Annotated in this window: 10 protein-coding genes; 4 read left to right on the top strand and 6 right to left on the bottom strand. The window is 68.9% G+C overall.

Annotated features, from left to right (window positions below; translation table 11 throughout):
- Positions 1 to 75: 75 nt before the first annotated feature.
- The 5 genes from O9344_RS12255 to O9344_RS12235 all read right to left on the bottom strand — a co-directional run bounded on the left by O9344_RS12255 (position 76) and on the right by O9344_RS12235 (position 6129).
- Entirely contained in the window at positions 76 to 1062 is a 987-nt protein-coding gene (locus tag O9344_RS12255; RefSeq protein WP_298477352.1) for a Gfo/Idh/MocA family oxidoreductase, read from the bottom strand.
- Positions 1063 to 1072: 10 nt separating this feature from the next.
- Positions 1073 to 2239, bottom strand: a complete 1167-nt coding sequence (locus O9344_RS12250) for a M20 aminoacylase family protein (protein WP_298477350.1) — start codon at positions 2237 to 2239, stop codon at positions 1073 to 1075.
- A 306-nt stretch (positions 2240 to 2545) separates the two neighbouring features.
- Positions 2546 to 3712: a M20 aminoacylase family protein gene (locus tag O9344_RS12245; protein WP_298477347.1), complete on the bottom strand. Its 1167-nt coding sequence runs from the start codon at positions 3710 to 3712 to the stop codon at positions 2546 to 2548.
- A 59-nt stretch (positions 3713 to 3771) separates the two neighbouring features.
- Positions 3772 to 4938, bottom strand: a complete 1167-nt coding sequence (locus O9344_RS12240; RefSeq protein WP_298477343.1) for a M20 aminoacylase family protein — start codon at positions 4936 to 4938, stop codon at positions 3772 to 3774.
- A gap of 27 nt (positions 4939 to 4965) precedes the next feature.
- Positions 4966 to 6129 carry a M20 aminoacylase family protein gene (locus O9344_RS12235; protein ID WP_298477340.1) on the bottom strand — a complete coding sequence of 388 codons (1164 nt, stop codon included), beginning with the start codon at positions 6127 to 6129 and terminating at the stop codon, positions 4966 to 4968.
- A gap of 116 nt (positions 6130 to 6245) precedes the next feature.
- Between O9344_RS12235 and argE the strand changes: the two genes are divergently transcribed.
- Positions 6246 to 7409, top strand: a complete 1164-nt coding sequence (argE, locus tag O9344_RS12230; RefSeq protein WP_298477337.1) for an acetylornithine deacetylase — start codon at positions 6246 to 6248, stop codon at positions 7407 to 7409.
- A gap of 72 nt (positions 7410 to 7481) precedes the next feature.
- Here argE and O9344_RS12225 read toward each other — a convergent pair whose 3' ends face one another.
- Positions 7482 to 7853, bottom strand: a complete 372-nt coding sequence (locus O9344_RS12225) for a helix-hairpin-helix domain-containing protein (protein WP_298477334.1) — start codon at positions 7851 to 7853, stop codon at positions 7482 to 7484.
- 250 nt (positions 7854 to 8103) lie between these two features.
- Here O9344_RS12225 and O9344_RS12220 point away from each other — a divergent pair, with 250 nt between their 5' ends.
- From O9344_RS12220 to O9344_RS12210, 3 genes are read left to right on the top strand one after another with little or no spacing between them, the layout of a single operon-like run.
- Positions 8104 to 8730 (top strand): TetR/AcrR family transcriptional regulator, encoded by a 627-nt coding sequence (locus O9344_RS12220; protein WP_298477331.1) that lies wholly within the window; start codon positions 8104 to 8106, stop codon positions 8728 to 8730.
- Entirely contained in the window at positions 8727 to 9890 is a 1164-nt protein-coding gene (locus O9344_RS12215) for an efflux RND transporter periplasmic adaptor subunit (protein WP_298477328.1), read from the top strand. Before O9344_RS12220 ends, O9344_RS12215 begins: the two co-directional genes overlap by 4 nt.
- An 11-nt stretch (positions 9891 to 9901) precedes the next feature.
- Positions 9902 to 13075, top strand: coding sequence for an efflux RND transporter permease subunit (locus O9344_RS12210; protein ID WP_298477324.1), 3174 nt, complete (start codon positions 9902 to 9904; stop codon positions 13073 to 13075).
- Positions 13076 to 13127: the final 52 nt, after the last annotated feature.

The following is a 13127-nucleotide window of genomic DNA, read 5'->3' as shown; positions in this document are numbered from 1 at the left end:
CTATAGCGCGCCTCTACGGACGCACTTGCCCGATGCAGGGCGGCAGGTGATCGGACTGACTGGGGCGCCCCAACCTCACCCCTTCAGGATCGCCTCGACCGTCTCCTGCACCTCCAGCGCCTCCGCCAGGGTCGCCAGGTGAAACGCCTCGCCGCGCACCAGCGCCGCGACACCCTCAAGCTGCCGGCGCAGCACCAGCGGCCGGATCTTCTCATTGGGCAGCGCCTCCGGATCGGGCTGCCAGGCGCCCTCCGGCGTCCGCCGCTCGGCGAAGGACCAGTCGCGCAGCCGGATCGCGCCGGCCGTGCCCTCGAGCGTCCAGGTGTTGTGGTCGTCCTTGGCCGTCGTGCCGACGCTTCCCGCCAGCGTCACCGGCAGGGCGCCGGCCGTCAGCGTTCCGGCGATCTTGCGCTCGGACTTGCCGGCCTCCGGGAACTCCACCGTCGCCTTGAGGCCGGTCAGCGGCCCGCCGAGCCGGCGCGACAGGAAGAGGAAATGCGAGACCACCTCGCGGGTGAAGCCGCCCTCGGCCGGCCCGTCGAGCCAGGCGGCGGCATCGCGCTGCCAGGAGCGCGGCCAGGTCGCAAAGGCCACCTCGATGGCAATGCGCTGCGGCGTGCCGATCACGCCTTCCGCGATCCAGCGCTGGAGCGTCGCCACTGCGAAGGAGGAGGCGAAGGGGAAGTTCACCGCCCCGCGTCCGCCGGCCTCCGCCACGAAGGCGCGGGCATCGCCAAGGTCCACCGCCAGCGGTTTCTCGCAGAACACCGCCTTGCCGAGTGCCAGCGCCGTGCGGGCATGGGCGAGGTGCGATGAGGGGGGCGAGGCGACATAGAGGCAGTCGCTCGCCGCTGCCACGGCCTCGGGGCCGGCAAGACGCGGCACGTGCGGATGGGCCGCGGCGATGCGCGCCATCGCCGCCTCCGAAGGGTCCCAGATTCCGGCGATGCGGACGACATCCGCCGCATGGGCGAGGGCCGCGCCAAGAAGGCGCTCGCCCATAATCCCCGCGCCGACGATGCCCAGCGAAACCGGGCCCGGCGCAACCTTCTGCTGTGTCACGGGATCCGCCTCAGGCCGGCATCGCCGTCTCGACGATCTTGGCGAGATAGCTCGTGCCCGTCGGGATGGCGTTGTCGTCGAAATTATAGGCGGGGTGGTGGCAGGCGGCGGTGTCGCCATTGCCGAGGAAGATGTAGCAGCCCGGCCGCTCGTTGAGCATGTAGGAGAAGTCCTCCGCGCCCATCAGCGGCGGCGTCTCGGCGTCGACCTTGTCAGCGCCGACGACGGACTGGGCGACCTTCACCGCGAAGTCGGTCTGGTCGGCATGGTTGAAGGTGACGGGATAGCCGCGCATGTAGTCGCAGGTGGCGACGCAGCCCATGCCCTTGGCGACGTTCTCGACCAGCTCCTTCATCCGCGCCTCGACGAGATCCTGGATCTCCGGCTTGAAGGTGCGCACCGTGCCGAGCATGCGCAGGGTCTGCGGGATGACGTTGAAGGCCTCGCCCGCCTTCACCGAGGTGATGGAGATCACCGCGCTCTCGATCGGGTCGACATTGCGCGAGACGATGGTCTGCATGGCAAGCCCGATGGCAAAGCCCGCCTGGACCGGATCGACGCAGAGATGCGGCATGGCGCCGTGGCCGCCCTTGCCCTCGATGTCGATGACGAAGCGGTCGGCCGCGGCCATGAGCGGGCCCTTGCGCACCGCGAAGCTGCCGAGCGGGATCCCCGGCATATTGTGCAGGCCATAGACCTCCTGGACGCCCCAGCGGGTCATCAGGCCGTCCTTGACCATGGCGTCGCCGCCGCCGCCGCCCTCTTCCGCTGGCTGGAAGATCATGATGGCGGTGCCGTCGAAATTGCGGGTTTCGGCCAGGTACTTGGCGGCGCCGAGCAGCATGGCGGTGTGCCCGTCATGGCCGCAGGCGTGCATCTTGCCCGGCACCTTGGACTTGTAGGGCAGGTCGGTCGCCTCCTCGATCGGCAGCGCGTCCATGTCGGCGCGCACGCCCACCACCTTGCCCGAGGCGGTCTTGCGGCCCTTGATCACCGCCACGACGCCGGTCTGGCCGATGCCGGAGACCACCTCGTCGCAGCCGAATTCCTTCAGCTTCTCGGCGACGATGCCGGCGGTGCGGTGCACGTCGTAGAGCAGCTCCGGGTTCTCGTGGAAGTCACGCCGCCAGGCGGTGATTTCGTCGTGGAGGTCGGCGACGCGGTTGATGATCGGCATGGAAGGCTCCGGAACGGCGATGCGAAAACGGGAGGCTAGCGCGGCAGCAGCGCAGAGGCGAGGGGGAAGGTGGGAGGCGGGGATGCGGCGACGAAGGCCTTCATGCCCTGCATTCCGGGAAGTGCGTCCTTCGAGGCTCGCCTTTCAGGCTCGCACCTCAGGATGAGGGAGGTGGTGTGTGGCAGTCCGCAACGCCGCCGCAGATGTCTACCTGCAAGGCCCAACCACCCTCATCCTGAGGTGCGAGCCTGAAAGGCGAGCCTCGAAGGACGCACTTCGGTTCCGCAGTCCGAACGCAAGCCCGCCTCACGCCGGCATGCGGCTTTCGACCAGCTTCGCCCAGTAGCTCATCCCCAGCGGGATGATCTCGTCGTTGAAGTCGTAAGCGGGGTGATGCACCGAGGCGGTGTCGCCCTGGCCGATCATGATGAAGGCGCCGGGGCGGGCCTCCAGCATGTAGGAGAAATCCTCGCCGCCCATGATCTGCGGCGCCTCGGGGTTCACCGCCCGCTCGCCGACCACGGCGGCGGCCGCCGCCACCGCATGGGGCGTATGGGCGGGATCGTTCACCGTCACTGGGACCACCCGCTCGTGCTCAAGGCGGGCGGTGGCGCCGAAGACCGCGGCGGTCGCCTCCACCACCTCGCGCAGCCGCGTCTCGATATAGTCGCGCACAGAGCCGTCGAGGGTGCGCACCGTGCCACGCAGCTTCGCCGTCTGCGGGATGACATTGTTGGTGAAGCCGGCATTGAAGGCGCAGATCGAGATCACGGCGTTCTTCAGCGGGTCGATGTTGCGCGCGACGATCGACTGCACCGCGGTGGCGATGTGCGCGGCGACGAGGATCGTGTCGATCGACTGGTGGGGGCGCGCGGCATGGCCGCCCTTGCCCTCCACATGGATGCGGAAATTGTCCACCGCCGCCAGCATCGGGCCGGGACGGATGGCGAACTGGCCGACGGGAAGGCCCGGCGCATTGTGCATGCCATAGACCTCCTGGATGCCGAAGCGCTCCATCATCCCGTCGAGCACCATGGCCTCGCCGCCCTTCTCGCCCTCTTCCGCTGGCTGGAAGATGACCGCGACCGTGCCGTCGAAATTGCGGGTTTCGGCGAGGTATTTCGCGGCGCCCAGCAGCATGGCGGTGTGGCCGTCATGGCCGCAGGCGTGCATCTTGCCCGGCACCTTGGAGGCGTGCGGCAGGCCGGTGATCTCGGTCAGCGGCAGCGCGTCCATGTCGGCGCGCAGGCCCACTACCTTGCCCGAGCCATTGGCCCGGCCGCGGATGATCCCGACGACGCCGGTGCGGCCGATGCCGGTGACCACCTCGTCGCAGCCGAATTCGCGCAGCTTGTCGGCGACGATGCCGGCGGTGCGGTGCACGTCGAACTGCAGCTCCGGATATTCGTGGATGTCGCGGCGCCAGGCGGTGACCTCCTCGTGGAGGGCGGCGATGCGGTTGACGATGGGCATGGGCGTGGTCCTGCGGATGGGATGGCGGCCGGCGCGGCATGGCCGCGCCGGATCAGGCGTCAGGCGGCAAGGCGGCTCTCGACGAGCTTCGCCCAGTAGCTCATGCCGATCGGAATGATGTCGTCGTTGAAGTCATAGGCCGGGTGGTGGACCGAGGCCGTGTCGCCCTGGCCGATGAAGATGAAGGCGCCGGGGCGGGCCTCCAGCATGAAGGAGAAGTCCTCGCCGCCCATCACCGGGACGGTGTCGCGGTTCACCCCGTCCTCGCCCACCACCGAGGCCGCCGCGTCGCCGGCGAAGATGGCGTTGTCGGCATGGTTCCGGGTGACCGGATAGTCGCGGAAATAGGTGAGCTTCGCCGTGCCGCCATACATGGCCGCGGTGCCCTCGACGATCTGGTGCAGGCGCTTCTCCACGAGATCGCGCATCTCGGGGGTCAGCGTGCGCACCGTGCCGAGCAGCGTCGCCGTCTGCGGGATGACATTGTCGGTGAAGCCGGCATTGAAGGCGCAGATGGAGACCACCGCATTGCCGAGCGGATCGACATTGCGCGAGACGATCGACTGGACGTTGGTGACGATCTGCGAGGCGATGAGGATCGTGTCGACGGCGAGATGCGGCTTGGCGGCATGGCCGCCCTTGCCCTCGACGTCGATCTGGATGCGATCGGCGGCGGCCATGAGCGGGCCGGCGCGCAGCGCGAACTTGCCCACGGGAAGGCCCGGCGCATTGTGCATGCCATAGACCTCCTGGATGCCGAAGCGGTCCATCATGCCGTCATTGACCATTTCGCGGCCGCCGCCGCCGCCCTCTTCCGCCGGCTGGAAGATGACCGCCACCGTGCCGTCGAAATTGCGGGTCTCGGCGAGATATTTGGCAGCGCCCAGCAGCATGGCGGTGTGGCCGTCATGGCCGCAGGCATGCATCTTTCCCGGCACCTTTGAGGCGTGCGGCAGCCCGGTGATCTCGGTCAGCGGCAGCGCGTCCATGTCGGCGCGAAGCCCGATCACCTTGCCCGAGCCGGTGTTGCGGCCCTTGATGATGCCGACGACGCCGGTCTTGCCGATGCCGCCGACCACCTCGTCGCAGCCGAACTCCTTGAGCCTCTCGGCGACGACGCCGGCCGTGCGGTGCACGTCGAACATCAGTTCAGGATGCTCGTGCAGGTCACGGCGCCAGGCGGTGACCTCGTCGTGCAGGGAGGCGATGCGATTGTTGATGGGCATGATCTGTCTCCGGATCGAGGGTGCCGCTCAGGCGGGCATGCGGGTTTCGACGAGCCTTGCCCAGTAGCTCATGCCGATGGGCAGGATCTCGTCGTTGAAGTCGTAAGCGGGGTGGTGGACGCCGAAGTCGCCGCCCTGGCCAATGCCGATCATGCAGCCGGGCCGCTCCTCCAGCATGAAGGAGAAGTCCTCCGAGCCCATGGAGGGCGGCTTGTCGCGGCGCACCGCGCTCTCGCCGACGACCTCGGCTGCGACCGCGGCCGCGTAGTCGGCTTCCGCTGCGTGGTTCACCACGGCCGGGCAGCCGCGGGTATAGGTCAGCTCGGCCCTGGCGCCGAAGAGCGCGGCGGTGCCCTCCGCGATCTCCTTCAGGCGGCGCTCGACCATGTCCTGGATGGCCGGATCGAAGGTGCGCACCGTACCCCTGAGCTCGGCCGTCTGCGGGATGACATTGTTGGTGAAACCGGCATTGAAGGCGCAGATGGAGACGACCGCCTGCCCGAGAGGATCGACATTGCGCGAGGCCACCGACTGGATGGCCACGACGATATGGGCGGCGACGAGGATCGTGTCGACCGCGAGATGCGGCTTCGCGGCATGGCCGCCCTTGCCCTCGACGACGATGCGGACGAGGTCGGCAGCGGCGCTGGTCGGCCCGGTGCGCACCGCGAAAGTGCCGACCGGGTCGAGGCCGTTGTGCATCCCATAGACTTCCTGGACGCCGAAGCGTTCCATCAGCCCGTCGGCGACCATCTCGCGGGCGCCGCCGCCGCCCTCTTCCGCCGGCTGGAAGATGAGCACGGCCGTGCCGTCGAAATTGCGCGTCTCGGCAAGATATTTGCCAGCGCCCAGCAGCATGGCCATGTGGCCGTCATGGCCGCAGGCATGCATCTTCCCCGGCACGGTGGAGGCCCAGGGGGCGCCGGTGATCTCGGTGAGCGGCAGTGCGTCCATGTCGGAGCGCAGGCCGACGACGCGGCCGGAGCCGGTGGCCTTGCCGCGGATCACGCCGACGACGCCGGTGCGGCCGATCCCCGTCACCACCTCGTCGCAGCCGAATGCGCGCAGCTTGTCGGCGACGATGGCCGAGGTGCGCGGCAGGTCGAACTGGAGCTCGGGGTGCTGGTGGAAATCACGACGCCATGCCGTGGCCTCCTCGTGAAGCCCGGCAATGCGATTGACGATAGGCATGGGGTAGTCTCGAAGGGAGAAAGGCCGACAGAACCGGAACCCGGTGGGCCGGTCAACAGGCTGCCATGCGATGGCCTCCCCTTGACGCGCATGGCTGCCATCGGCTCCTTCGGCACATGACCCAGACCAGCCTCCAGCTCCTCGAGCGCCTCGTCGGCTTCCCCACCGTATCCGACGCCAGCAATCTCGACCTCATCGACTACATCCGCGACTACCTGGCGGGCTATGGCGTCGCCTGCGAGATCGTGCCGATGCCGGATGGCCGCAACGCCAATATCTGGGCGACGATCGGCCCGAAGGTTGATGGCGGCATCGTCCTGTCCGGCCATCTCGACGTGGTGCCGGTGGAGGGCCAGCCCTGGACCACCGACCCCTTCACCCTGACGGCCAAGGGCGACCGGCTCTATGGCCGCGGCGCCTGCGACATGAAGGGCTTCGACGCCTGCGTGCTGGCGGCCGTGCCGGCCATGGTCGCCGCCGACCTGAAGCGCCCCATCCACATCTGCCTCACGGCCGATGAGGAGATCCGCATGGACGGCGCCCGCGCCCTCATCGCGCGCCTCGGCAAGGACTGGACGCGCCCCTCCGCCTGCATCGTCGGCGAGCCGAGCCGCATGAAGGTGGTCACCGGTCACAAGGGCTATATCCGCATCGACACCCATGTGCGTGGCCACGAGGTCCATTCCTCCCAGCGCTACAACGGCGTCTCGGCAGTCTTCGTCGCGGCCCGTCTCGTCAGCTGGATGGAGGACCGCGACCTCCGCAACAAGGCCGAGGCCGAGGCCAATGGCGGCGTGCCCTATTTCGATCCCGGCTGGACCATGCTGCATGTCGGCACGATCCAGGGCGGCACGGCGCACAACATCACCGCCCTCGACGCTCATTTCGTCACCGGCATCCGCGTCGTGCCGGGCGACGACGGAGAAAAGTATGTCCGCGAGTACGAGGATTTCGTCCGCCGCGAGATCGAGCCGGCCATGAAGGCCGTGCATCCCGATGCGGGCGTCAAGATCATCTGGCGCGTCGGCGGCCAGCCGCTGGTGCGCGAGGAGGATGGCGATGCCGAGCGCATCGCTCGCCGCCTCACCGGCGACAACGGCATCCAGGTCGTGCCCTATGGCGCCGAGGCAGGCCTGTTCCAGACCGCCGGCATTTCCACCGTCATCTGCGGGCCGGGCGACATCGCCCAGGCGCACCAGCCCGACGAGTGGATCGAGGTCGCCGAACTCCACCGCTGCGACGCCTTCATCGCCGGGCTCATCCGCGAGTGCAGCCGCTGAGGGCGGTGCCCTGATGAAACGCAAAAGCCCTCCCCGCCGGAGCGGGGAGGGCCATATGGCGGGCGTCACGCCTCAGCGCTGGCGGGCGACGATCCGGGCCTGGATGCTGTCATAGACACCCTGGGTGAGGATGTTCTTGCGGACGAGCTCGTCCTTGCCGCGATAGGGGCGGCCGGCGATGATCGCCTTGGCGCGCGCCTCGCCGATGCCCGGCAGCACACGCAGCTCGGCCTCGGTCGCCGAGTTGATGTCGATGAGCTGGGCGGCCGGGGCGGTCGCAGCGGGAGCGGGCGTGGCCGCCGGAGCCGGAGCCGGAGCCGCGGTCGCCGGCGCGGTCGGCGCGGGACGCGTGGTCGGGGTCGTCGCGGGCTGGGTGGCGGTCTGGGCCATCGCGGCGGTGCCGGCGAGGCCGAGGGCGGCGGCGAGCATCAGGGTCTTCAGCATGGCGTGTCCTTCCGGTGCAGCCGACGGGCTCGCTTGAGCGAACCACCTGATCGGCTGGTGGGATCAGAACACCACTGGTTCTTGTCGCTGAAAAGACCGGTTTCTGCTCGCGGGGTGGCGGATCGCTGAACGGCAGACAACAAAGGAGGGGGGTGCGACGGCGGGCCGCAGTCGAAAATGAATGTTCATTCTCTTTTCAATTGCGTCGTCTCCTGTCTCATCGTAAGGCTGCGGGCACTGAAGGAGTCCCATGCCCCGCATTGCCGAGACCCAGCGCACCGACCGCAAGGCCGCGATCCTCGATGCGGCCGAGCGCTGCTTCGTGCGCTCCGGCTTCCACGGCGCCTCGATGGCGGAGATCTGCGCCGAAGCCGGCATGAGCCCTGGCAATCTCTACCGCTACTTCCCCTCCAAGGAGGCGATGATCGAGGGCCTGTGCGAGCGCGACTTCGACGAGATCGGCGAAGGCTTCGCCGCCCTCTCCCACGCGCCCGACATCTGGGGAGCCTTCGAGGTCCTCGCGCGTCATCACATGGTCGAGGAACCGCGCGAGAGCTGCATGCTCTGGGTGGAGATCATGTCCGAAGTGTCGCGCAATCCGCAGATCGGTGCCCTGCGTAGGAGGATCGACGCGTTCATCGCGGAGAACATCCGCTTCGCCCTCACGGTGGCGCGCGACCGTGGCCAGACGGCCGCCAATGCCGATCTGGAGCGTGCCGTGCAGTTCCTCATCACCTTCGGGGATGGCCTGATGCTGCGCCGTGCCCGCGACCCAGCCTTCGATCCCCGCCCCCATGTGGCGATCATGTTCGACCTTTTGCGCGACATGCTGCTGCCACCCGCCACACCGACCGCTGCTAAGGCCTCTCCCCCATGATGTCCCTCGCGAACCGCATGACGCTGCCCCAGGGAGCGGTTCTGGCCGCGGTTCTGGTCGCCCTCGCCGGCGCCGCCACCGCCCAGACCGCCGCGCCCTCCGTGACGGTTGCCACCGCCACCCGCCAGGAACTGCGCGAGACCGTCATCGCCTCCGGCTCCTTCGTGGCGCGCGAGGAGATCCTCGTTGCCCCCGAGGTCGACGGTCTCACCGTCGTCGAGATCCTCGCCGAGGAGGGCGACCGCGTCGTCGCCGGCCAGGTCCTCGCCCGCCTCAACCGCGAGATGCTCGACGTGCAGCTCGCCCAGAACGCCGCGCAGATCAGCCGCGCCCAGGCCGCCGTCGCCCAGGCGACGTCGCAGATCGCCGAGACCACCGCCTCGCTGACCCTCGCCCAGCAGCAGCTGGAGCGCACCCAGCAGCTCCAGCGCACCGGCTCCGCCACCAACGACGTGCTCGACCAGCGCGTCACCGCCGCCCGCACCGCCGGCGCCCGGCGCGAATCCGCCACCAACGCCCTCGCCCTCGCCGAGGCCGACCTCGTCCTCGCCCGCGCCCAGCGCCGCGACATCGAGCTCAGGATCTCCCGCACCGAAATCAAGGCAAAGGTCGCCGGCACCGTGTCGCGCCGCACCGCCCGCCTCGGCGCGCTCGCCGCCGCCGCGGGCGACCCGCTCTTCCGCATCATCGCCAACAGCGAGGTCGAGCTTGAGGCCGATGTGCCGGAGACGACGCTCGCCCGCACGCGTCCCGGCCAGCCCGCCGAGATCGACGCGGCCGGCTATGCCGCTCCGCTCCCCGGCCGCGTCCGCCTCGTCGCGCCGGAGGTGAACCGCACCAACCGCCTCGGCCGCATCCGCGTGACGCTCACCGGCACCGACCGGCCGCCGCTCGGCGCCTTCGGTCGCGCCACGGTCGAGGTCGCCCGCTCCTCGGGCGTCACCGTGCCGCTCTCGGCCGTCCTGTTCGGCCAGAAGACCACGGTCCAGGTGGTGAAGGACGGCGTGGTCGAGACGCGCGAGGTCGTCACCGGCCTTCGCGCGCAGGGCCAGGTCGAGATCCGTGAGGGACTGAACGAGGGCGAGCAGGTTGTCGCCGTCTCCGGCAGCTTCGTGCGCAACGGTGACCGGGTCGCCCCGGTCGCGGCCGTCCGGCGCTGAGGGAGGGACCGATGGCCTTGAACATCTCCGCCGCCTCGATCCGCCAGCCGGTCCCCTCGATCGTCCTGTTCGTGGTGCTCTGCTTCCTCGGCTGGATGAGCTACCTCAACCTGCCGATCACCCGCTTCCCGAATATCGACGTGCCGCTGGTTCAGGTCCGCATCGTCCAGGCCGGCGCTGCGCCGGCCGAGCTCGAGAGCCAGATCACCAAGCGGGTCGAGGACGCCGTCGCCAACATCACCGGCGTCAAGAACGTCATCTCGAACCTCACCGACGGCATGTCCTCGACCGTGGTCGAGTTCCGCCTCGAGGTGAACACCGACCGGGCGCTGAACGACGTCAAGGACGCCATCGCCAAGATCCGCGCCGACCTGCCGCGCAACATCGACGAGCCGATCATCGAGCGGCTCGACATCGAGAACCAGGCCATCCTGACCGTCGCGGTCGCGGCCCCGGCCATGACCATCGAGCAGCTCTCCTGGTTCGTCGACGATACGGTGAAGCGCGAGCTTCAGGGCCTGCGCGGCATCGGCCGCATCAGCCGCAACGGCGGCGTGCTGCGCGAGATCCGCGTCGCCCTTGACCCTAACCGCCTCATGGCGCTCGGCATCACCGCCGGCGAGGTCAACCGCCAGCTGCGCGCCACCAATGTCGACCTGGCCGGCGGCCAGGGCGATATCGGCGGCCAGCAGCAGTCGATCCGCACGCTGGCCGGCGCGACGAGCGTCGAGGAGCTCGCCTCGACCCGCATCGTCCTGTCGGGCGGCCGCGAGGTGCGCCTGTCCGACCTCGGCTCGGTCACCGATCTCTACGAGGAGCCGAAGAGCTTCACCCGCCTCAACGGCGAGACGCCGACGGTCGCCTTCCAGGTCTTCCGCTCGAAGGGCGCATCCGACGTGCGCGTCGCGGCGCTGGCCCGCGACAAGATCGAGGAACTGCGCCGGGCCAATCCGGCGATCAGCTTCTCCGAGATCGACAACTCCGTGAACTACACGGCCGGCAACCACAAGTCGGCCATGACCATGCTGCTGGAAGGCGCCGGCCTCACCGTCATCGTGGTCTTCCTGTTCCTGCGCGACTTCCGCGCCACGCTCATCTCCGCCGTCGCCCTGCCGCTCTCCATCATCCCGACCTTCTGGGCCATGGAGATGCTGGGCTTTTCGATGAACCTCGTCTCGCTGCTGGCGATCATCCTCGTCACCGGCATCCTCGTCGATGATGCCATCGTGGAGATCGAGAACATCGTCCGGCACATGAAGATGGGCAAATCGCCCTACCGCGCCTCGATGGAGGCGGCGGACGAGATCGGCCTCGCGGTCATCGCCATCTCGCTGACCATCGTCGCGGTCTTCGCCCCCGTCTCCTTCATGGGCGGCGTCGCCGGCCAGTACTTCAAGCAGTTCGGCCTGGTCGTCGCCATCGCCGTGCTCTTCTCGCTCCTGGTGGCGCGCCTCATCACACCCATGCTGGCGGCCTATTTCCTGAGGCCGCATGAGCACAAGGAGCCGAAGGACGGCGTAATGATGCGCGCCTACCTGCGCTTCCTCTCCGTCACCATCCGCTTCCGCTATGTGACGCTGCTCGCCGGCATCGCCGTCTTCGCCGTGTCGATCTGGGCGATCCGCTTCCTGCCCACCGGCTTCATTCCCTTCCCCGACGAGGCCCGCTTCGTCGTCTCCATGGAGCTGCCGCCGGGCTCGACGCTGGAGGACACCCGCGAGCGCTCCGACCAGCTCGCCAAGCTCATCCGCAAGACCATTCCGGAAGTGGAATCGGTGCTGGTCATCGGCGGCTCGAACCCCATCGGCACGCTGGAGATCCGCCGCGCCACCGTCATCGTCCGCCTCATCCACAAGACCAAGCGCGAGCGCACCCAGCGGCAGATCCAGGCGGCGACCTCGCCGCTCTTCACGCAGATCCCCGATATCCGCGCCTGGTACGTCAATGATCGCAGCGAGCGCGAGCTCTCCATCATCGTCCGCGGCCTCGATGCGCAGAACCTGTCGCTCGCCGTCGCCAATCTCGAATCCGAGATGCGGCAGATCCCCGGCTTCGTGAACGTCGCTGCCTCGGCCGGTCTCGAGCGACCGGAGATCCGCGTCATGCCGAAGAGCGACGAGGCGGCGCGCTACGGCATCACCACCGATCAGATCTCGGAGGCCGTGCGCGTGGCGACCATCGGCGACATCGCCGCCAATCTCGCCAAGTTCAACGCCGGTGACCGGCTCATCCCGATCCGTGTCCAGCTCGACACCGACGCGCGCGCCCAGCTCGACATCCTCTCCTCGCTCACCGTCGTCTCGGCGACGGGCCAGCAGGTGCCGCTGACCGCCGTGGCCGATGTCACCTTCGGCCAGGGCCCCTCGTCGATCGAACGCTACAACCGGGTCCGCCGCGTCAATATCGGCACCGACCTCACCGGCGGCATGGAGATCGGCCCGGCGCTGGAGAAGGTCTTCGCCCTGCCGGCGGCGCGCAACCTGCCGCCGACCGTCTCCTTCCAGCGCGGCGGCGATGCCGAGATCATGCAGGAGGTCTTCCAGGGCTTCGCCATGGCCATGGGCACCGGCCTGCTCATGGTGCTCGGCGTGCTGGTCCTGCTGTTCCACTCGGTGTTCCAGCCACTGACCATCCTGATGTCGCTGCCGCTCTCGCTCGGCGGCGTCATCCTCGCCCTGCTGCTCACCGGCAAGGCCGTGTCGATGCCGGTGGTGATCGGCGTCCTGATGCTCATGGGCATCGTCACCAAGAACGCCATCATGCTGGTGGACTTCGCGGTGGAGAAGGTGCGCGAGGGCATGGACCGCCGTGAGGCCATCCTCGATGCCGGTCGCAAGCGCGCGAGGCCCATCATCATGACCACGATCGCCATGGGTGCCGGCATGATCCCGCCGGCGCTGGGATCGGGCGACGGCGGCGAGTTCCGCGCGCCGATGGCCATCGCGGTGATTGGCGGCCTGATCGTCTCGACCGTGCTGAGCCTCGTCTTCGTGCCGTCCTTCTACACGGTCATGGACGATGCCGGCCGCTTCTTCAGCTGGGTCTTCGGCCGCTTCGTCGGCCCGGCCGACGAGCCCGGCGAGGGCGGCCACGGCGCGGTCTCGCAGGGAGCCCCGCCGCTCTTGCTGCCGGCCGATGCCTCCTCGCCCGGCGAGACGCGACCGATCCGCGTCGCAGCCGAATAACTTGCCGATACGCGCCGGTTCCCCCCGGACCGGCCGCGTGGGAGCCCGGTGT

The organism is Phreatobacter sp., assembly GCF_027532945.1.
Taxonomy (GTDB): domain Bacteria; phylum Pseudomonadota; class Alphaproteobacteria; order Rhizobiales; family Phreatobacteraceae; genus Phreatobacter.
Note: the sequence above shows the minus strand (reverse complement) of the source record. Positions and strands in the feature narration are given on the sequence as shown.

Coding starts and splice junctions, on each gene's coding strand:
- argE (WP_298477337.1), top strand. CDS start 6,246: ATGACCCAGACCAGCCTCCAGCTCCTCGAGCGCCTCGTCGGCTTCCCC.
- O9344_RS12245 (WP_298477347.1), bottom strand. CDS start 3,712: ATGCCCATCGTCAACCGCATCGCCGCCCTCCACGAGGAGGTCACCGCC.
- O9344_RS12215 (WP_298477328.1), top strand. CDS start 8,727: ATGATGTCCCTCGCGAACCGCATGACGCTGCCCCAGGGAGCGGTTCTG.
- O9344_RS12210 (WP_298477324.1), top strand. CDS start 9,902: ATGGCCTTGAACATCTCCGCCGCCTCGATCCGCCAGCCGGTCCCCTCG.
- O9344_RS12250 (WP_298477350.1), bottom strand. CDS start 2,239: ATGCCGATCATCAACCGCGTCGCCGACCTCCACGACGAAATCACCGCC.
- O9344_RS12220 (WP_298477331.1), top strand. CDS start 8,104: ATGCCCCGCATTGCCGAGACCCAGCGCACCGACCGCAAGGCCGCGATC.
- O9344_RS12225 (WP_298477334.1), bottom strand. CDS start 7,853: ATGCTGAAGACCCTGATGCTCGCCGCCGCCCTCGGCCTCGCCGGCACC.
- O9344_RS12235 (WP_298477340.1), bottom strand. CDS start 6,129: ATGCCTATCGTCAATCGCATTGCCGGGCTTCACGAGGAGGCCACGGCA.
- O9344_RS12240 (WP_298477343.1), bottom strand. CDS start 4,938: ATGCCCATCAACAATCGCATCGCCTCCCTGCACGACGAGGTCACCGCC.